Origin of the sequence: Paenibacillus nuruki (assembly GCF_963311185.1) — a bacterium.
GTDB classification, from domain to species: Bacteria; Bacillota; Bacilli; order Paenibacillales; family Paenibacillaceae; genus Saccharibacillus; species Saccharibacillus nuruki.
In genome coordinates, this window is the sequence record NZ_OY725677.1 from 2,683,481 (window position 1) to 2,699,916 (window position 16,436).

Annotated in this window: 32 protein-coding genes and 1 tRNA gene; 3 read left to right on the forward strand and 30 right to left on the reverse strand. The window is 36.9% G+C overall.

The features are described 5' to 3' along the window. Positions 1-12: 12 nt before the first annotated feature. The 4 genes from RCP16_RS11890 to RCP16_RS11905 all read right to left on the reverse strand — a co-directional run bounded on the left by RCP16_RS11890 (position 13) and on the right by RCP16_RS11905 (position 875). Entirely contained in the window at positions 13-183 is a 171-nt protein-coding gene (locus RCP16_RS11890) for a BC1881 family protein (RefSeq protein ID WP_308640362.1), read from the reverse strand. After that, positions 180-410: an Acb2/Tad1 domain-containing protein gene (locus RCP16_RS11895; RefSeq protein ID WP_308640363.1), complete on the reverse strand. Its 231-nt coding sequence runs from the start codon at positions 408-410 to the stop codon at positions 180-182. The genes RCP16_RS11890 and RCP16_RS11895 overlap by 4 nt, the downstream gene beginning before the upstream one ends. 58 nt (positions 411-468) lie before the next feature. Continuing rightward, positions 469-551 (reverse strand) — tRNA-OTHER (locus RCP16_RS11900). 60 nt (positions 552-611) lie between these two features. Next, positions 612-875: a hypothetical protein gene (locus RCP16_RS11905; RefSeq protein ID WP_308640364.1), complete on the reverse strand. Its 264-nt coding sequence runs from the start codon at positions 873-875 to the stop codon at positions 612-614. A gap of 91 nt (positions 876-966) precedes the next feature. On the opposite strand from RCP16_RS11905, the gene RCP16_RS11910 reads away from it, so the two are divergent. After that, a complete protein-coding gene (locus tag RCP16_RS11910) occupies positions 967-1,155 on the forward strand; it encodes a hypothetical protein (protein WP_308640365.1) in 189 nt (62 codons plus the stop codon). Positions 1,156-1,228: 73 nt separating this feature from the next. On the opposite strand, the gene RCP16_RS11915 is transcribed toward RCP16_RS11910, so the two are convergent. The 25 genes from RCP16_RS11915 to RCP16_RS12035 all read right to left on the reverse strand — a co-directional run bounded on the left by RCP16_RS11915 (position 1,229) and on the right by RCP16_RS12035 (position 12,987). Beyond that, positions 1,229-1,621, reverse strand: coding sequence for a hypothetical protein (locus RCP16_RS11915; RefSeq protein ID WP_308640366.1), 393 nt, complete (start codon positions 1,619-1,621; stop codon positions 1,229-1,231). A 118-nt stretch (positions 1,622-1,739) separates the two neighbouring features. Next, complete coding sequence (locus RCP16_RS11920) at positions 1,740-1,946, reverse strand: hypothetical protein (protein ID WP_308640367.1); 207 nt, start codon at positions 1,944-1,946, stop codon at positions 1,740-1,742. A 475-nt stretch (positions 1,947-2,421) separates the two neighbouring features. Continuing rightward, entirely contained in the window at positions 2,422-2,778 is a 357-nt protein-coding gene (locus RCP16_RS11925; RefSeq protein WP_308640368.1) for a hypothetical protein, read from the reverse strand. Between the two features lie 14 nt (positions 2,779-2,792). Beyond that, a complete protein-coding gene (locus RCP16_RS11930) occupies positions 2,793-3,062 on the reverse strand; it encodes a hypothetical protein (RefSeq protein ID WP_308640369.1) in 270 nt (89 codons plus the stop codon). Between the two features lie 52 nt (positions 3,063-3,114). Next, on the reverse strand, positions 3,115-3,501 hold the full coding sequence (locus RCP16_RS11935; RefSeq protein ID WP_308640370.1) for a YopX family protein: 387 nt from the start codon (positions 3,499-3,501) through the stop codon (positions 3,115-3,117). Then, the gene (locus RCP16_RS11940) at positions 3,485-3,982 is read right to left on the reverse strand and encodes a hypothetical protein (protein ID WP_308640371.1); all 498 of its coding nucleotides are present in this window, start codon (positions 3,980-3,982) and stop codon (positions 3,485-3,487) included. Before RCP16_RS11940 ends, RCP16_RS11935 begins: the two co-directional genes overlap by 17 nt. Continuing rightward, the gene (locus RCP16_RS11945) at positions 3,979-4,398 is read right to left on the reverse strand and encodes a hypothetical protein (RefSeq protein ID WP_308640372.1); all 420 of its coding nucleotides are present in this window, start codon (positions 4,396-4,398) and stop codon (positions 3,979-3,981) included. The genes RCP16_RS11940 and RCP16_RS11945 overlap by 4 nt, the downstream gene beginning before the upstream one ends. Positions 4,399-4,450: 52 nt before the next feature. Then, positions 4,451-4,774: a hypothetical protein gene (locus RCP16_RS11950; protein WP_308640373.1), complete on the reverse strand. Its 324-nt coding sequence runs from the start codon at positions 4,772-4,774 to the stop codon at positions 4,451-4,453. Between the two features lie 28 nt (positions 4,775-4,802). After that, the gene (locus RCP16_RS11955) at positions 4,803-5,264 is read right to left on the reverse strand and encodes a class I SAM-dependent methyltransferase (RefSeq protein ID WP_308640374.1); all 462 of its coding nucleotides are present in this window, start codon (positions 5,262-5,264) and stop codon (positions 4,803-4,805) included. Beyond that, positions 5,265-5,438 (reverse strand): hypothetical protein, encoded by a 174-nt coding sequence (locus RCP16_RS11960; protein WP_308640375.1) that lies wholly within the window; start codon positions 5,436-5,438, stop codon positions 5,265-5,267. 172 nt (positions 5,439-5,610) lie between these two features. Then, complete coding sequence (locus RCP16_RS11965) at positions 5,611-5,892, reverse strand: hypothetical protein (RefSeq protein ID WP_308640376.1); 282 nt, start codon at positions 5,890-5,892, stop codon at positions 5,611-5,613. A gap of 15 nt (positions 5,893-5,907) precedes the next feature. Beyond that, complete coding sequence (locus RCP16_RS11970) at positions 5,908-6,609, reverse strand: hypothetical protein (RefSeq protein ID WP_308640377.1); 702 nt, start codon at positions 6,607-6,609, stop codon at positions 5,908-5,910. Between the two features lie 271 nt (positions 6,610-6,880). Continuing rightward, the gene (locus RCP16_RS11975; RefSeq protein WP_308640378.1) at positions 6,881-7,450 is read right to left on the reverse strand and encodes a Holliday junction resolvase RecU; all 570 of its coding nucleotides are present in this window, start codon (positions 7,448-7,450) and stop codon (positions 6,881-6,883) included. Then, on the reverse strand, positions 7,419-7,994 hold the full coding sequence (locus RCP16_RS11980) for a hypothetical protein (protein WP_308640379.1): 576 nt from the start codon (positions 7,992-7,994) through the stop codon (positions 7,419-7,421). Before RCP16_RS11980 ends, RCP16_RS11975 begins: the two co-directional genes overlap by 32 nt. Then, positions 7,991-8,164: a hypothetical protein gene (locus RCP16_RS11985; protein WP_308640380.1), complete on the reverse strand. Its 174-nt coding sequence runs from the start codon at positions 8,162-8,164 to the stop codon at positions 7,991-7,993. Before RCP16_RS11985 ends, RCP16_RS11980 begins: the two co-directional genes overlap by 4 nt. A gap of 11 nt (positions 8,165-8,175) precedes the next feature. Further along, the gene (locus RCP16_RS11990) at positions 8,176-9,075 is read right to left on the reverse strand and encodes a DnaD domain protein (RefSeq protein ID WP_308640381.1); all 900 of its coding nucleotides are present in this window, start codon (positions 9,073-9,075) and stop codon (positions 8,176-8,178) included. Then, on the reverse strand, positions 9,075-9,425 hold the full coding sequence (locus RCP16_RS11995) for a hypothetical protein (RefSeq protein ID WP_371748086.1): 351 nt from the start codon (positions 9,423-9,425) through the stop codon (positions 9,075-9,077). The genes RCP16_RS11990 and RCP16_RS11995 overlap by 1 nt, the downstream gene beginning before the upstream one ends. Further along, positions 9,367-9,819 (reverse strand): hypothetical protein, encoded by a 453-nt coding sequence (locus tag RCP16_RS12000; protein WP_308640383.1) that lies wholly within the window; start codon positions 9,817-9,819, stop codon positions 9,367-9,369. The genes RCP16_RS11995 and RCP16_RS12000 overlap by 59 nt, the downstream gene beginning before the upstream one ends. Positions 9,820-9,830: 11 nt before the next feature. Further along, positions 9,831-10,235: a hypothetical protein gene (locus RCP16_RS12005; RefSeq protein WP_308640384.1), complete on the reverse strand. Its 405-nt coding sequence runs from the start codon at positions 10,233-10,235 to the stop codon at positions 9,831-9,833. A gap of 61 nt (positions 10,236-10,296) precedes the next feature. Further along, a complete protein-coding gene (locus RCP16_RS12010; protein ID WP_308640385.1) occupies positions 10,297-10,686 on the reverse strand; it encodes a hypothetical protein in 390 nt (129 codons plus the stop codon). Positions 10,687-10,766: 80 nt separating this feature from the next. Beyond that, positions 10,767-11,228: a hypothetical protein gene (locus RCP16_RS12015; protein ID WP_308640386.1), complete on the reverse strand. Its 462-nt coding sequence runs from the start codon at positions 11,226-11,228 to the stop codon at positions 10,767-10,769. 13 nt (positions 11,229-11,241) lie between these two features. After that, positions 11,242-11,943 (reverse strand): ORF6C domain-containing protein, encoded by a 702-nt coding sequence (locus RCP16_RS12020; protein WP_308640387.1) that lies wholly within the window; start codon positions 11,941-11,943, stop codon positions 11,242-11,244. 28 nt (positions 11,944-11,971) lie between these two features. Further along, the gene (locus RCP16_RS12025; protein WP_308640388.1) at positions 11,972-12,400 is read right to left on the reverse strand and encodes a helix-turn-helix domain-containing protein; all 429 of its coding nucleotides are present in this window, start codon (positions 12,398-12,400) and stop codon (positions 11,972-11,974) included. A gap of 87 nt (positions 12,401-12,487) precedes the next feature. Then, on the reverse strand, positions 12,488-12,757 hold the full coding sequence (locus tag RCP16_RS12030; protein WP_308642480.1) for a group-specific protein: 270 nt from the start codon (positions 12,755-12,757) through the stop codon (positions 12,488-12,490). A gap of 5 nt (positions 12,758-12,762) precedes the next feature. Continuing rightward, entirely contained in the window at positions 12,763-12,987 is a 225-nt protein-coding gene (locus RCP16_RS12035; RefSeq protein ID WP_308640389.1) for a helix-turn-helix transcriptional regulator, read from the reverse strand. Between the two features lie 162 nt (positions 12,988-13,149). Between RCP16_RS12035 and RCP16_RS12040 the strand changes: the two genes are divergently transcribed. Beyond that, positions 13,150-13,788 carry a LexA family protein gene (locus RCP16_RS12040; protein WP_308640390.1) on the forward strand — a complete coding sequence of 213 codons (639 nt, stop codon included), beginning with the start codon at positions 13,150-13,152 and terminating at the stop codon, positions 13,786-13,788. 12 nt (positions 13,789-13,800) lie between these two features. Then, entirely contained in the window at positions 13,801-14,955 is a 1,155-nt protein-coding gene (locus tag RCP16_RS12045; RefSeq protein WP_308640391.1) for a site-specific integrase, read from the forward strand. A gap of 72 nt (positions 14,956-15,027) precedes the next feature. On the opposite strand, the gene sufB is transcribed toward RCP16_RS12045, so the two are convergent. Continuing rightward, a complete protein-coding gene (gene sufB / locus RCP16_RS12050; protein WP_069327101.1) occupies positions 15,028-16,425 on the reverse strand; it encodes a Fe-S cluster assembly protein SufB in 1,398 nt (465 codons plus the stop codon). Between the last annotated feature and the right edge of the window lie 11 nt (positions 16,426-16,436).

Here is a 16,436-nt window from a genome sequence, read left to right on the forward strand (position 1 = left end):
GTATTCACTCTCCTAATCAATGATCACTAAGATACGTGCAGGCCCAGTATCGTCTAGCGCTATGCCCGTGTCGCTTTCAATACAATAAGTCTCAAGATGATCAATTTTATGTTCTGTTACACCTTCACGTCTGGCTAATTCTTCTACTAACTGTTTTGTTGTGTAGTCTGCTAATGGATTCATACTTGATCCTCCAATACAATTGACTTAGTAGCCCACATTACAGCTTCCTCTAGCTTAGTTAAGGCTAATGACTTTCCACGACTATCGGGACACTTATCTACAATGACATGTGCAAACTGTTTGGCGATCGCTCTAACCTCTTCGATACGAGTAATACCTTCATCACTCGGACGAATATTAGTTAAGCTACGTTCAATAGCTGCTTTTTGTTCTTCAGGAGTTCTCATATCAATACACAACCTTTCCTATAGATCTTCACTACAGACTTTAATATATTTTTTATAATGCCCACTCTCGGAATCGAACCGAGACACCTCTGCTTTATTTTCTGTGCGCACGCAGTGCTTCTACCATTGAGCTAAGCAGGCATGAAAAAAGGATCGCTACTAAGTAGCGATCCTTTAGCATTCAGATATTCATTTGATGTATTACTTCAGCTGCTCAACAAGCGTCTGGATCGAAGCCGGAACAGGAATTGATTTGCCATTGTCTTTGTTACCATCTACATAGGCTTTCTCAGAATCTGAATAATAGACTACTTGCTTACCATCGATCACTGGATAACCATTCATATGTGAAATGTCTGTTTCGACAACTTTACCGGCTGTATTACGAGCAGAATCGTTTTTATCATCTACTACATGCAGTACATTTGATTTATCAATATATGCATAGCTTGAATTAGGTTCCATGAGTATTCACTCCTTTCATTTAGTATAATTACTTATTAAGGAAGGAATTTCCTATTATTCCATCGAAATTATTAATAAAGGAGGTGATTATATGGCAACTTATATCGTTAACACTGGCCCCAATAAAGAAGTACATCGTGATGCTTATAAAGTAGCTCAATGTAGAATTGGAGAGATTAGTCCTAGTCATCGTTTAGATACAAATGAAGATTATACTGTGACATATCCAACCGTTTATGATGGTTGTAGATATTGTTATGCATCTAAACATAGAAAATAAAATATAAGTAGAGGAGTTATCTTCCTCTACTTTACATAAAATAAAAAAAACCGCTCCCTTAGGAGCGACTAAATTACTTTCTTTTAATTATTTTCATATCAAATCCAATACTTTTATCACTCAAATAATCAAGATCTTTTCCATACTCATGCATTAAACCTTCACGTGTAAAACTCGCTTCTCCATTTATAGGATTTTTCAATTCATCCTTAAATTTTATGTTATCAATAAATTTTATATAATTATTTATTTCTTCTGGAGCTATAAAATCAGCGTGAACCACATGACCGTCATCAAAATTAATTTCAAGTTTTATTTCTTTCCATCCTTTTGAATTTGCATACTTTACAGGATTATCAATTATTTGTTCTTCACTCTTTCTAAGTTCTTTGTTTGCTTTATCTCTTTGATTCAACATTGCCTGAACTGGTTTGCTTAAATCTTTTCTTTCATATCTAAATGGCATGTTTAACCTCCAAATAAGTATTTAACTACTTACCTAGCATAATACATAATTACCATTTAAACACATATAATAATTAAAAAGTCGTTCCCTTAGGAACGACTTAGTATTAATATTTTCATTATTCGTAAATAACTAGTGCCACAAAGGTGTCTCTAACTGATTGTATCTTAATATCAATTAATTTATGAGAACCCATTGTCGCTCTCATACGCTGACCAGGGTTTGCTGAGGGTATTGACTCAAATCCGCTCGATAAAAATTGATTTATCTCCTTTTCTACCTCATGTTGATTTGCATTTGAGAATAATTTTACTTTTGGATGCATAATCTCATCTCCTAACAGATATTTAGAATCAACCTATTATAAACCTCAATTCCCATATATGACCATATAATATTTAACTAAGCAGATCAGTGGAGTCGAACCACTATATCCCTATCTGCATGAAAAAAGAGCCACCCGACCCGTAGGTACATTAGCGACTCTTTTATTTGAATGATTCTATATGAGTGATCTTACCCCACTTCCCCACGTCCATACCGCCGCGCACTGATTGATCTATGAAGTAAACTCATTTTGTCATATAGAACTTCCTATATGGTATGTAGTTTACATGATCATAGATCGGCGCTTAGACTAATCGTTCTAGTCACTCCATATGGCTGAGTACTGTAAGTTTCAAGGGGCTACAGCTTCACCTGGAACGTTAGTTCCTATAGATGAATTGTAGCCCGATAATACAGACATATAGCGGACGTGGTACAGACTCATTACAGACAGAATACAGACACGTTTTATATTAAATCTCACCCATGAGTTTTAATGTATTAGCTATAGACGATATACCTTCACGAATTTTGCGATCTACCGATCTATCAGTAATCAAGCGAAATCGATTTACAGCAGCCTTGCGAGGATGGCCTTTTATAAATCGGTACTCTATCATATTTTTAACTTCTTCGTCCATAATTAGGTTGACGGCTAATTCAATATTACGGATTTTTAATTGATATGTTTGTTGCACATCGTTCTGTTTCTCAGTAAGATTCGGCAACTGGGATAATGCAGATACTGTCCGGCGCATAACGGGATATCTGCGAAGTAAATTTCTGACTGCTTGTGCTTCAGCGGCTGTCGCCTCCGGGAACCACTCCAACTGCTCCACCCCCACTATAAAAACCCTAAAAGATCAGTTTGACCCTCAATAACTTTGACCTCTGTATTAGCTGCATCTACAATCAAGCCTTGATCTACCATGAATTTAGGAGCTGTATATAGAATGTCTAATCTCACTTGTTCACCTGCGCGTGCACGACGTGTTTGATCTTGATATTCCGCTTTCTCAGTCCAAATCCAAAATTCTTTTGCTGTAACCATTTTTTGATCTGACATAGATAATCGCTCCTTGTAATGATTGATAATGTCTTGTGGTGATTTCATGCGATCTCCTTATCTGAGTAGGGACAGTAGTACTGCCCCTGTGTGTGTTAGATTAGCTTTCTAGTAATTCAGGATGTTCGTATATATTGCCGATGACTTCAAGTTCTGCTGTCTCTGTAAATAAAGGGATAGCCCGTTCTTCCTTTTCATTTACAATAAAAAACTGAGCTTCCAAGTAAGACACGACACCTACCAAATTTTCATTTGGATTACCTATACATGACGATTTATATTTCACGATATCGCCTTCGTACATTTCTTCTAATTCCGTATATTGACCAACTGATTCAGGATCAACCTTCTGCCAAAATTCAGTAGTGAAATATTCATCGTTAAAATCTACTATTTCACCAACAATGACATTATTTCCGATTAGATTTCCAGTAATCCATGTTTCTTGATCGGGAACAAATCCTCTGTGTTTAATCTCTCTTGGCATCTGTATTACTCCCTTCTAAAGCTTTATGAGCAATGTTATGCAATATCAGCGCTTCGTTATGCATAGACTTAGCAACGGGAACTGCTACTATGTCTTTAAGTACCTGAATGAGTTTATCCCGTTCCTGCTCCGCTTTGTCTGCCCGTATAAGTTGAGCTTCCAACTTCTGTTCTGTTTCGTTTGCACGTTCCAAAAGCAACAGATTTGCTGTTGTTACTTCTGCTTTTTCTGCCCGCATTAGGGTTTTTATCTCCAAAAATTGTTCGTATGGCTCTTTGCCTGCAAACATTAAATCCATATCCGATATTCGATGATAATCCCATTTCGAAGAACCACCATAATTTTCTATCAAAAATTCATCAACTAATTGATCAGTATCTGGATTATTAGGCAAGTTCACGTCATTCCATACTTGAAGTAAAATCCCTTCGCGCTCTGGATGTATTAATAAAAACAGTTCAACGTTCTGTTGTTGTGTCATACCTCTGTATCTCCTTCCTCTACTGGCAAGTTGATAACTGCGTAATATTTCACCCAACTGATAAGAGATTCATTAATATGCCAATAGTACTTCCCGTTAAAAACCGCATGTTGAGCAATCAGTGTTGTATTACCATCAGACACAATATGATTGACGTGACTTTCGATTGAACGATCAGTACTATCGTATTTGATCCACGGTATGCCTTGAACATCTTCAACATTAACTTTCTGCAAAAATTCTGGTGCAAACGAACCGCTAAATCCTTCAAGAAATACTGAGTCTTGAGCATACACGCCTGTACCACGAGTGAATTGATCCCCTCTACATGTCCAGATGTGTCCAGCATGTGTTTCTGCTTCAATACAAGTGTGCATAACGACTTGATCGCCTTTTTTTAATTTATCTGTACTCATGTTTATTCTCCTTCGTGGTTGGGGAACAGAGTTGTTCCCCCTCTATGATTGATTACAACTCTTCCATAATGACTGCCGGGAAATTCTTTCTACTTTTAATATGATCTACAAGAGAAATAGTGATTTCGTCGTCTTGATCTTCACAAAAATCGCAACCCTCACCATCGTAGCAACATTGGAATTCTGGAGAATTTATCTCTTCTGTTGTAAGTCTACGCAAATCAATACTATGCTCGTCCTTTTCTCCTTCAGATAATTCATATACAGGAAGAAGATTATCAGGATAATCAACGTGTTCCATATATTTAAGCAATGCTTGTTGAGTTGTTTCTGCTGCAATCCAAAGTCTTTCAATTTTGTATACGTTCATGTTCATGGTTATCTCCCCTTTATAGGCTGACTGATTAAGCCTGATCTTTCATAAATACAAGCCAATGCGTCTTGCTCCGTCTATTACCGAAGAGTGGCGCTTGAGGAAATAGCTTCTTCAGTTCAGATAAGGCTACTTGTTCCTCATTCCACTTGAATATGAGTGTTCCATTTGGTTTGAGGACTCGCATACACTCTGCAAATCCTTGTCGTATATCATCTTGCCATGTACTTGTAAGCTTCCCGTACTTTTTGGCCAACCACGATTCATCGCCTGCTTTCAACAAATGAGGTGGATCAAATACAACCATATAAAAAGATTCATCTTCAAAAGGCATATTCCGAAAATCGGCAATTATATCTGGATGCACGTTCAACGTTCTTCCGTCACATAACGTATCGCTTAACTCACGATTATCTGCGTATACAACGTCTGAGTTGTTCTTATCGAACCAGAACATCCGGCTGCCACAACATGCGTCTAATATCCGTTCCATTTAGCACATCACTTCTTTGATCCACTTGCGACCAACATAAAATTGAAGTGTGACTCCTCGGCGGTATTGCTTAACCATATGTTCTGTAGCTGCACGTTCAGAAGCTGTAATACTTTCTGAGAAAATATGTTTACCTTTCCAATAAATCCGAACATTCCATTTTTTAGCTTTCACCTTATCTCTCCCTCTGCTCTGATTGAGCGATATTAGCTATTCCAATTCTGCACAATTTGTTTTGCCACATTCTGGGCAAGCTGGTTCTTCCAGATCCGCTTCAACACCAAATTTACGACCACAAGTTTCGCATTCATATTTAATAAATTCCACGTTATTCATCCTCTCAAAATCAAAATAAAGTAGTTTCTATATCCAATAAGCGTTCTTCTAGACCAGCAATAATTTGTCGATACCCAATGATATTTTTCTTATATCTTGGAATGATCGTTGATTCTAAGAAATCGCCATATGTCTTTTGTTCAGTTACGACTTTTGTTTTAAGAGAATTACGGGAAGCTTTCTCAACGATCTCTTTGCACCGATCAATCTCGGCTTGATCGGCAGCAATCGCCGCTTCCCATCCCCTGATCTGACGAAGATAATGTTGATTCCAGACTTCGCCTTCATTCACTGTTTATCCGTCCTCTCAAGATTGACCTGATTTGATCCTGAAATATCCTCGACCCTTAATTACCTTGTACTCACACCATTCGCTTTCCCATTTCAGCAATGATTGCTTCAGACTTGCTGACTTATCCTGAGCATAGTAATGAGTCTCTACGTTGTCCGCAATCTCTTTTGCTGTCGTCCAATCCCGATCTGTGAGAAACTCTTTTACTCGGCGCATAGTGACTTGGTATCCAGATATATGACCGCCTGTCTGACTTCCACCGTTAGGTCCCTCTAAGTGATATGGTGTGATAAATTTGATAATACTGATTGCACTCGACGCTTCAGGCTGGTATGGTGCTTTATTCACTTCACGTACACGACTAAAATTGACATCAACATAAGCAAAATTGGAGTAATCTTTCAAATCCACTTCTAGCAAACCAAGTTTTTCACTAGCAAGTAACTTAGATCCGATTGGTGGCATCCAATTACGTTTCTTCGGTTTAGGTATAGCGATATAAATTTGATTCGCATAACCCTTCCAGTCGCAAGCTTGTTGTATAACCGTTAATCCAAACCCGACTTTCATCTCAATTATTACGACTTCTTGATCTTTAATCGCTACAATGTCCGCGCGTTTTGTTCCATTACCTGGTGGTTCGATCTCTGGATATACCGTATATCCTTTACCCTCGAAGTATTTCTTCAAGTATGGGTACATATCTGATTCTTTCATAATTGCTCCTCATTTTTTAAAAATTCGAATACTGTTTATGGATTTTTTTATAGAAAAAAGTAATTTCTTCTTGCAAAAGAAAATAATAAGTTGTAATATGAATTTGAAGAAACTACACACCTCCAACTTGTTACCGAAAGTGTTCACTATGGTGAATGCAAGTATGGTTAAAATTTATTGAGAGGATCGTGTAGTTTTTTTGTTTTGGATTTTAACTTATATTTATTTGTTTTTAATAAACGTGTAATAATTTTTTGTTAAAAATGAATATTCAATCAATTAGATCAAACACCTGATCCACTGCTTTCAAATAGTCTACCGGTACCCGTTTAGTCAGATACTTATCGACTTCGTAAGCATGGATATCTAAATCTTCAATTCGTATACTTTTACGACCACCAGCTTTGGACGCTTCTACATAACTTTTAAGCGTGTCGATCGTGAGTAGATATATTTTCCTCTGAGAAATGAACTCGATCAGTAGAAAGCAAATGGCTCCGTGTTGCTGGCATCTAAGCATGTGCTCATACTGGTGTTTCTTGACCATACTCAGATCAAATCGATCTAATGACAAAATGGATTTAGCATCAAACTGTATAGATTTATTTTTGTATACTCCGTCATAATCTACAGTAGATGCTTTTTCAAAATATCCTTCTTTTACAACATTCCCAACCTTGCGAATGACCTTAACTGGTGCAGCTCGTTTAGTAATTACTGCGATACCTTTGCGAAGATACATTTGATTGCTGAGATCTAAAGTGTGTTCAAAAGCTAATCCATCATTTCTAGATCGAGTGGTCGTTTGATTAGTGCCTTTGATTGTTCGTCTGCGCGGCATAGTTATCGCTCCTTGTCCCAATATTTATAATCGAATGATTCCCAATGAATTTAGCCTTTTTCTTATCTAGCAAAATTACTTCTTGCTCTCCCCGACGTAGAAACAATGCTACAACATCTTTTTTCTTGATTTTGTATTCAGATATTTGATCAACATCACGTTCCAGAGCAAACCTTTTTGCTATTTCCGCATCGAGTGTATAGCTGATCCAATCAGTCTCACCGATACGGTGTGCTCGATAAACCTTTAATGTGGCTGGCAGTTTACCAAACTCGTTTATTTCGCTCGGCTTCATCAATGAAGTCTGTCGACGATTACGTGTAGAACGTAGTAATCTTTTCCACAAGTTCAAATCCGACCATCCAGAGTAGCTCACCCATAACGTTCCTAACAGGAACCAATAACTATAGTCCATTAATTCCGATGAACGTTTTGCAAATACCTGAATAGCTGCTGGTGTGGCTTCGTATTGCAAAATATCCAGCACGACATCTTTATCTTTCAAGTTATCTTCTAGTTTAAAATCAGGGCTAATATCGTTCATGGGCACCCCCGAATGATTTTGTGGAAGTGAATCACTCCATCAACAATCTCTGGTTGTTCCATATCCTGAAATTCGGATTGAAGCGATTGAGTATCTGGAATATGTCCTGATCTGAGATACATTTGTTTCATGTATTCGTAGACATCCCACATGTTCATTTGTCTATCCATCGATTCACTCCCTAATCCATCATTTGTTCTGCAAGCCGCATAGCTTCGTCTATTAGTTCTTGAGAAACACCTGATTGTTCTGGTTGCGTTGACTGTACTACTGGCAATTCTGGCTTGGTTGGTTTGCTATATGCCCGCTTTTGCTGAACAGATGTTTTATTCTTATCTCGATGTGCCCTAGATTCTTCACGCGACTTGATTCCATCTTTGATCCAACGCTCCATGATCGTTGTGAAAAAGTTTAGATTCGGCTTTCCAGAAGCAGATTCACCAGCTTCAAGCAATGCTTCTGAAATGACTTCATCTGCATGTCCTCGTTTTTTTAAATTACGAATATATTTAGACCAGAGTCCCGGCATCATTCCCAGTCCTCCAAATACTTGTTTATAAGCTTCTACTGTTCCAACTTCTGAATAAAATTCTTCATCGCCTGTAGTAGTAGATTTAGTACTATCAATCCTTAGTTCTTTTTCAATACTTAGTAGTGTCGGATTATCCAGTGTCTGGTTTTCCCAGTGACTGGATAATCCGTTTATGGATGCGGAAAATCCGTTTGTGGACTTATTATCCATATGCGGATTTTCCGTTTGTGGATCAATTGTTTCTTGTTCTTCTGGGCACTCAAATACGTGAGTTTCCCAACGAACAATGATGCCCTTATCATCTTTAATAGGTATCCGTTCCACATACCCTTGTTCTTGAAGTTCTTTCCAACCCGATCGAAAAGAATCTCGTTTATCGATGCTATGAGTAATGATTTCTTCTAAGCGAAAAGTCCAATCATTCGGTAGTGTTAAGACATAAGCCATGATTCCTTTTGCTTTCCAAGACAACTTTTTATTGTGAAAAATCCTGCGATCCATGATTACGTAATTGCTGTTTTTCACTATGCGATGAATTTCGTCTGCCATTACGTATCCTTCCTTTCACTTTCTAACTCCAACAAAGCATGATTTACAATAATTGCGATCAATCTTCTAGCTTGTATACCGCGCGGATCTTTGTCTAACCAGTCATGACATTCGAGACATACATGAGCCAAATCAGCTTCAGTTGTTTTATGCTTGATGTGTTTACGACCTGTGAGGTGAGCACGCTGTACAGCCCATGTCTGACCGCACAGCTCGCATAATCCCATCGACCGTTGCTTGAGTGCTACATCTGCTTTAGCATTGATATCGCCTTTCTGACGCTGTGTCGGATTAACTCGTTTGTACTTCCCCGGCTTCGGTGCTGCATTGAGTCGAAACTCCAATAACATCACCTACTTTCTGTTGATCAACTACACGCTGAAGTTGTTCTATTTTGAGCTTAGAATGTTTATTTTCAACCGATAAACGAATATATTTGGAATATAGTGTTCCATGTTCATCTTGTAAGCGTTTCAATTCATGCAAAGCTAAGTCACGATCATGAATCGCTTTTTGCAAGTCATCCATGAGGTCAATAGGTACTTCTGAGAACGTATATAACCGTTCCCATCCACGACCGATCTGATACGGCATAATTTTGTAATTCGTTTTCTTGCCATATTCGATGATGCTGAAATCAGCAGCCACTTCTAACATACTCCCAGCTTTATAACGCACCTTTGCTGATCCAATTGCTAGTGGGTAAAGGTGATCTTGAAGCAATACAACTTTAAATGCAGTCATATAACACACTCCTAATTTGCTTGATGATTTAACATATTCATATCGATGCGTACACGTAGACGCATTTCGTAAAGATATTCAGCAAGAGACTTATATTCATTTCTCCAAAGCATCATTCGTTCGTAAGCTTCGACTTCTTGCTCTCTTAGATCGAGAACAGCTAGTTCAGCGGTATTCTCTTTATCTCCACGTTTGGCATCCCTTTTAGCTTCTGCATAGACTCGTTTCCGCTGTACATAGATTCGCTTATGATTCCCATCTAGGTAAGCAGAAACTCGTCCCATGAGCGCATAGGCTTGTGTTAAATACTTAACTTTTTGAACTAATGAACCTGGTGATTCATCGTCGTATTTAGTAGCAGCCGCGCGATACTTATTGATATCAGCGATATACTGCTCAATTTGATTGTTTTCCACGCAGGAACCCCCTGCCCATTTGTCAAAATTTTAAGACCGTGGTATATTGAATTTACTGAATTTATACAACGATCCGACTGACTACATTTCCCGATGTAGTCTTTTTCTTTGCCATTCCAGCCTTGAATTGTGTTAACCGGCAACAATGTTCACGACAAAACGTTTGTTTACGCCATAAGAATGCTTCCTGTCCTTCTAAAATCACGTTCTCACATTCTGCGCAATATTTTGCATCCTCTTTTGCTAAATCATAAAAGAAGCAATGCTCCCCAGCTTCATAACTATCAACCAAAACCAATTTCCCACGAAGAATATTAATTTCAAGTTTTAGTTGTAATACTGTCTTCAAGTTCTGATGCAATCCTTGTTCAAACTTACTAGTTGCATATACATACTCAAGATACAGTTTGTTCAATTGACGACGTATAATTTTGCGTTCTGGTAAAATCAATCTCTTCCGCCTCCGTTCTACTCAAAGCAGTCTTGAGTTCTTCAATAGCTTCGTCAAAAAATGTAGTATCAAATCCATCTTTAAAGGCTTGAAATTGCATTATTCTCATTTCTGTCATACGACGATTCATCATCATGCGTTGAACTAGGCGCTCGTAAGTCATCTGGTAAAAACCCCTTTCGTTCTAGGAATGCAATACGTGCATTATGCTTAGCTTCTTGCTCAGCCAGCTCTGGTTGCCCTTTGATCCATTCTGCTGATCGATCGCCGTTGAGTGTACCGCTTTTAAATAAACGATAGTTTTCAATAGCTCCTAGAACAGCAGACTCTTTTGTTTGAAAAGTGATACCTTCATTGCAGATCATCCACCCACTGAATACTTTTTCAATTTCACATAAATACGAATTTTTATATTTGATAATCACATGTGTTGGATTAATGTAGCTTCTCTTATAAGTGATATGTGAGAAGAAAGCTTTCATTTCTTCCTCTGTACCACTGATAGCTTTACCGAGCGTTCGTTGTTCCCACCGCATTCCCATATGCGTATTCCTCCTACATAGTGATTTGCATATTAGCAGTATCAATTTCTCGTAAAAGTTCGCCCGGCAATGTCAATCGGTGAACATAGTCCAAACCACGACCGTAATCCTTGACCAACGTATTATTAATAGAATTCACATTGAAATAGTCCTTATAGTTGCTCCAGAAAGCAGCGAAAGCTTTACCTCGAAGACTTCTGTTCTGATAAGCAGGAGATTCTTTCCCACCGATCAGGATCATTATCGCTACATTTCCAGCTTTCTTAAGAGCCAATTGCTGTCCGTAATCTATCGTTGTATTGTTTTCTAGACGTTCCATTCTGGATTCAATCTCTTGTTGTCTACCATCTAACATGAAAATTGCTTGTAGCTGTTGAGAAGGAGTAACCGTTGAATGGTAGGAACCTGTTTGTCTAATCGCAGGTAAAACCTGACTTGTTATCCATTTACGAAATGCTTTCGCTTCTTGCTTCCTACTTCCAAGTACCAGAGTGTATAAACCAGGTTCATTTACAGCTTGCATTGGTTGTGATCCTCCAAGGGTGTCGGTTAAAACTACACCCTTTTCATCATCATCCAACCGTTTAAGAGCATCACGACTATTAGAAATCTCCAAGATTTCACAAATATCTTTTGCTATCCACCATGGCTGACCATCTTTCAAAACAATACGTACTTGATTTTGATTGAACTGAAAAACTTGTAGTTGATTCATACAAAATCCCCTTCATTATTTTGGTCTATTAACCAATATAATTATTTTTTTCTTGCTCATCTCTCCATGCTTCAATTGAACTATAGCGGAATATTATTCTTGCTTTTTTTGAATTTTCATCGCCAAGTCTTGTATGAGGAATCAATTTTTGTGCACACATTTTGTATAAAAGTTCTTTTGAGATACCCAAGTATTCTGCAGTTTCATTAATATCCATTGATTTATTGATTTCATTTTGAGTAAACAAAGAATGCTGTTCAGAAAAGGCGTTAACATTATTCTGCTCTCTCGGCTTTGAAATGACTTTGTAGATTTCAACCATAGCAGTTGTGATGCTTGGCAGTTCTTCAGCCAAACATTCTTTAGATCGTTCTGCTAATAACTCCATTTGCTTATAAAGTATTTCTTCTAAATTAATTTTTTCAATGATTACATTTTTCTTTAAATTTTTATTCAATTAAGCCACCTCTTTTTCAAATTTAATTATTAAGCACATAATTAAATTATAGAAAAATTGGTACCTATAAAAGAATAGGTTTTATAACTAAGATCTGGGCTGTTCTTGCAACCACTTTGTTAAAAATTCGCGAGTTTCTTTTGCAGGGAAATACCACTTCCCTCCAACTTTTCTTTTTAAAAATCGATTGTCAAAAAAGAAATTTTCTTGAATGGTATTCCAACTCATACAAGTACGTTTTTTTAATTCTGCTGTATCCCAATAAACATATTCAGCATCTACTTCTTTAACTAAATTTTCGATTGTTTCACGACAAAGCGTTTTAATCGCATGTTCATCTATCTGGACATTTAAAATATCTTTCATAATAAATCTCCTTTATCGTGTCTTTTTAGGACACGAAGCTTCAAAAAATTTTGTATTTCTATTCCAAATAGGTTACTTAATTTAAACATTTCGTCTATATAGAAACGTCTTTCTCCTCCTTCCTTTCTTTTATAACCGTTTAAAGATAGACCAATACTATGAGCTACTTCTTCTTGTGTCATACCTTTGTTGATTCTTGCTGCCTTTACAGTGATAATCATCTTCTGTCCTCCTTGCCGTGTCTTTTGGAGACACACTTATCTTATCAACAGGTTTTAAACATGTCAACCACAAAAAGACACAAAATCTAATTTTAACTTTGCTTTTGTGTCTTTTTGTGGTTATAATATACCTAATAAGACACACGAAGGGATTTGTATACTTTGAGTAACAAAAATAACCCAAAATTATTTTATATTGCTGTCGGCGAAAATATAAAAAAATATAGAACGATTCGTAATTTAAGCCTTCAAATGCTTGCAGAAAAAATTGGCTTAACTAAAAAAACTATACAACGTTATGAAAATGGAGAACATAAAATAGATATGGAACGTCTACATGAGATTGCTGATGCTCTTGAGGTTGATATATCTGCACTTCTTAATGGAGTAGATTCATTTTTAGGAGTAGATATTTCTGAACTTAAATTGTCTATGCTACCTGTAGTTAATTCCGTTAAAACAGATCAAGAAAATATTTTTTTTGATTCAATTGAAAGTCACGAACCTACACCTACAGAATGGGATATTAAAGACTGTTTCTATGTAAGAGTAAAAGATGACTCTATGCTAGGATCACGTATTGGAAAAGATGATTTATTATTAATAAAAAAAACAAAGCATGAAAATGGTGAAGTTGCAGTAGTTTCAGTTAATGGGAAATTACTCATACGAAAACTTTACATAAATGATGATCAAATAATACTTCAACCGGATAATTCTGCGTACCCACCACTATTTTGTAAAAGGAGTGATGTCTATATAATTGGAAAACCTATAAAAAATATTATCACTTTTAGTTAGGAGGATTTATAAGTGGCTACTTATCGAAAAAGAGGAACAAAATGGGAATACAGAGTAAGATACGTAGATCGCAAAACAGGAACTAATAAAGAAACATCCAAAGGAGGATTTAATACCAAAAAAGAAGCTCAGATAGCAGCTAATCTAGCTGAATCCAAAGTGGAATATTATGGAGTTGGTGAAGGTGGAAATGATCGGCTAGCCAATTATTTTCCTCAATGGTTAGAAATTTATAAAAAACCAAATGTAAAACCCATAACTTATACCCTTCAAGAAAGAAATGTTAGACTTAATATTTTACCGCGCTGGGGTAGATATCGTCTTAAAGAATTAAATAGATCAGAATATCAAAAATGGATAAACGAGCTTAGAACTTCTTATAGTGAAGGAACAGTTAGACGAATACACAGTATTATGAATACCGCTATATCTGATGCAGTTCATGAGTTTAATATTCTTCGAGAAAATCCATTAGTAAAAATTAAGATACCAAAAGATCAAACTGATAATAAAACAATAAAATATTTTTCTAAAAACCAGTTAGAAAAATTTTTTTCAACCTGCAAAACGCCAGTTAAAAATGCAAAGTATCAATTGTCTTCTCAAAATTATTATTTGTTTGCAATGTTATCTAGAACAGGAATGCGAATTGGCGAAGCTTTAGCATTAAAATGGGAAGATATAGACTTTTCTCAAAAGAATATCACTATTTCAAAAACTTTAGTTTATCCTCTAAACTCTACACCATATCTATCAACACCAAAATCAAATAAGAGTCGAAGAGTAATTAGAATGGATGAAACTACTATCTTTCTTATGAAGAAACATAGAATTAATCAAATGGAAGTTTATTTAAAATATAAAAAATATGCTCCTTCAGAAGAAGGTTATATTTTTCATCAACAAGATGGAAGATGGTTAAGAACAAATGTTGTAAGAGATTATTTTAAAACTATATGTAATCGTGCTAATCTACCTATACTTTCCCCTCACGCTCTTCGGCACACTCATGCAGTTCATTTAATAGAATCGGGCGCAAATATAAAATACGTGTCCGAGAGACTCGGACACGCAAGTATTAAAACAACTGCTGATACGTACCTTCATATTACTGATAAGATCGAAAACGATTCACTTAATCAATATGAGAAATACATTAATTTATAAAATCGGGGCAAAATCGGGGCAAATCCGAATTTTCATCAAATTTAAACACCGACAAGCCTTGCTACTAAAGGATTATCCAATTGAACCTTCCATCTCAAACTTGATAAGACGGTTCATTTCTACTGCATATTCCATAGGCAATTCTCTTGTAAATGGCTCGATAAAGCCCATAACGATCATTTGTGTTGCTTCATCTTCACTTAGACCACGACTCATCAAGTAGAAGAGTTGATCTTCAGATACTTTAGATACCGTCGCTTCATGCTCAAGAGTGATGTTATCGTTCTTGATCTCATTGTACGGAATTGTATCTGAAGTGGATTGGTTATCCAGAATCAGCGTATCACATTTGATATTGGACTTAGAACCTTCGGAATTACGTCCGAATGATGCTAGACCACGATAGGTTACTTTACCACCATGTTTACTGATCGATTTAGACACAATCGTAGATGTTGTATCTGGTGCAAGGTGAATCATTTTTGCGCCAGCATCTTGATGTTGTGCTTTACCTGCAACAGCGATAGACAATACCATACCTTTAGCGCCGCGTCCTTTAAGGATAACCGCAGGGTATTTCATTGTTAATTTAGAACCGATGTTACCATCTACCCATTCCATAGTTGCATTTTCTTCAGCAACAGCACGTTTGGTTACCAAGTTGTAGATGTTTGGAGCCCAGTTCTGAATCGTTGTATAACGTACACGAGCATCTTTTTTACAGATGATCTCAACAACAGCACTATGCAATGAGTTCGTGCTGTAGATCGGCGCTGTACAGCCTTCTACATAGTGAACCATACTGCCTTCGTCTGCGATGATTAACGTACGCTCAAATTGACCCATGTTCTCGGAGTTAATACGGAAGTAAGCCTGCAAAGGCACTTCACATTGTACACCCTTCGGTACATAGATAAAGCTTCCGCCTGACCATACTGCACTGTTCAATGCTGCAAATTTATTATCGGTTGTAGGGATAACTGTAGCAAAGTATTCGCGCAAAATTTCTGGATGTTCTTTCAAAGCTGTATCAGTATCCATAAAGATAACGCCTTGATCTTCCAATTCTTTTTGCATGCTGTGGTAGACCACTTCAGATTCATACTGAGCGGATACACCAGCCAAGAATTTTTGCTCTGCTTCAGGAATACCTAATTTGTCAAAAGTTTCTTTGATTTCAGTCGGTACTTCTTCCCAAGTCTTACCTTGTCCTTCAGATGCTTTAACATAGTACTGGATATCGTTGAAATCCAAGTCACTAATGTCGCCGCCCCAGTCTGGCATAGGCATTTTTTCAAATTGTTCCAAAGCTTTCAAACGGAATTCTAACATCCATTCAGGCTCATCTTTCATGCGAGAAATTTCCATTACGATCTCTTTATTCAGTCCTTTACCGGATTGAAAAATCGACTTATGCTCATCACGGAAACCATATTTATATTCTTCCATTTCTGGTGCTGTTTTAGCCATTTGTGTAGCCT

What these genes read in the sequence shown, in the direction of transcription:
- RCP16_RS11890 (WP_308640362.1), bottom strand. Translation starts at nt 183, where the DNA reads ATGAATCCATTAGCAGACTACACAACAAAACAGTTAGTAGAAGAATTA.
- RCP16_RS11895 (WP_308640363.1), bottom strand. Translation starts at nt 410, where the DNA reads ATGAGAACTCCTGAAGAACAAAAAGCAGCTATTGAACGTAGCTTAACT.
- RCP16_RS11905 (WP_308640364.1), bottom strand. Translation starts at nt 875, where the DNA reads ATGGAACCTAATTCAAGCTATGCATATATTGATAAATCAAATGTACTG.
- RCP16_RS11910 (WP_308640365.1), top strand. Translation starts at nt 967, where the DNA reads ATGGCAACTTATATCGTTAACACTGGCCCCAATAAAGAAGTACATCGT.
- RCP16_RS11915 (WP_308640366.1), bottom strand. Translation starts at nt 1,621, where the DNA reads ATGCCATTTAGATATGAAAGAAAAGATTTAAGCAAACCAGTTCAGGCA.
- RCP16_RS11920 (WP_308640367.1), bottom strand. Translation starts at nt 1,946, where the DNA reads ATGCATCCAAAAGTAAAATTATTCTCAAATGCAAATCAACATGAGGTA.
- RCP16_RS11930 (WP_308640369.1), bottom strand. Translation starts at nt 3,062, where the DNA reads ATGAAATCACCACAAGACATTATCAATCATTACAAGGAGCGATTATCT.
- RCP16_RS11935 (WP_308640370.1), bottom strand. Translation starts at nt 3,501, where the DNA reads ATGCCAAGAGAGATTAAACACAGAGGATTTGTTCCCGATCAAGAAACA.
- RCP16_RS11940 (WP_308640371.1), bottom strand. Translation starts at nt 3,982, where the DNA reads ATGACACAACAACAGAACGTTGAACTGTTTTTATTAATACATCCAGAG.
- RCP16_RS11945 (WP_308640372.1), bottom strand. Translation starts at nt 4,398, where the DNA reads ATGAGTACAGATAAATTAAAAAAAGGCGATCAAGTCGTTATGCACACT.
- RCP16_RS11950 (WP_308640373.1), bottom strand. Translation starts at nt 4,774, where the DNA reads ATGAACATGAACGTATACAAAATTGAAAGACTTTGGATTGCAGCAGAA.
- RCP16_RS11955 (WP_308640374.1), bottom strand. Translation starts at nt 5,264, where the DNA reads ATGGAACGGATATTAGACGCATGTTGTGGCAGCCGGATGTTCTGGTTC.
- RCP16_RS11970 (WP_308640377.1), bottom strand. Translation starts at nt 6,609, where the DNA reads ATGAAAGAATCAGATATGTACCCATACTTGAAGAAATACTTCGAGGGT.
- RCP16_RS11975 (WP_308640378.1), bottom strand. Translation starts at nt 7,450, where the DNA reads ATGCCGCGCAGACGAACAATCAAAGGCACTAATCAAACGACCACTCGA.
- RCP16_RS11980 (WP_308640379.1), bottom strand. Translation starts at nt 7,994, where the DNA reads ATGAACGATATTAGCCCTGATTTTAAACTAGAAGATAACTTGAAAGAT.
- RCP16_RS11985 (WP_308640380.1), bottom strand. Translation starts at nt 8,164, where the DNA reads ATGGATAGACAAATGAACATGTGGGATGTCTACGAATACATGAAACAA.
- RCP16_RS11990 (WP_308640381.1), bottom strand. Translation starts at nt 9,075, where the DNA reads ATGGCAGACGAAATTCATCGCATAGTGAAAAACAGCAATTACGTAATC.
- RCP16_RS11995 (WP_371748086.1), bottom strand. Translation starts at nt 9,425, where the DNA reads ATGTTATTGGAGTTTCGACTCAATGCAGCACCGAAGCCGGGGAAGTAC.
- RCP16_RS12000 (WP_308640383.1), bottom strand. Translation starts at nt 9,819, where the DNA reads ATGACTGCATTTAAAGTTGTATTGCTTCAAGATCACCTTTACCCACTA.
- RCP16_RS12015 (WP_308640386.1), bottom strand. Translation starts at nt 11,228, where the DNA reads ATGGGAATGCGGTGGGAACAACGAACGCTCGGTAAAGCTATCAGTGGT.
- RCP16_RS12020 (WP_308640387.1), bottom strand. Translation starts at nt 11,943, where the DNA reads ATGAATCAACTACAAGTTTTTCAGTTCAATCAAAATCAAGTACGTATT.
- RCP16_RS12035 (WP_308640389.1), bottom strand. Translation starts at nt 12,987, where the DNA reads ATGATTATCACTGTAAAGGCAGCAAGAATCAACAAAGGTATGACACAA.
- sufB (WP_069327101.1), bottom strand. Translation starts at nt 16,425, where the DNA reads ATGGCTAAAACAGCACCAGAAATGGAAGAATATAAATATGGTTTCCGT.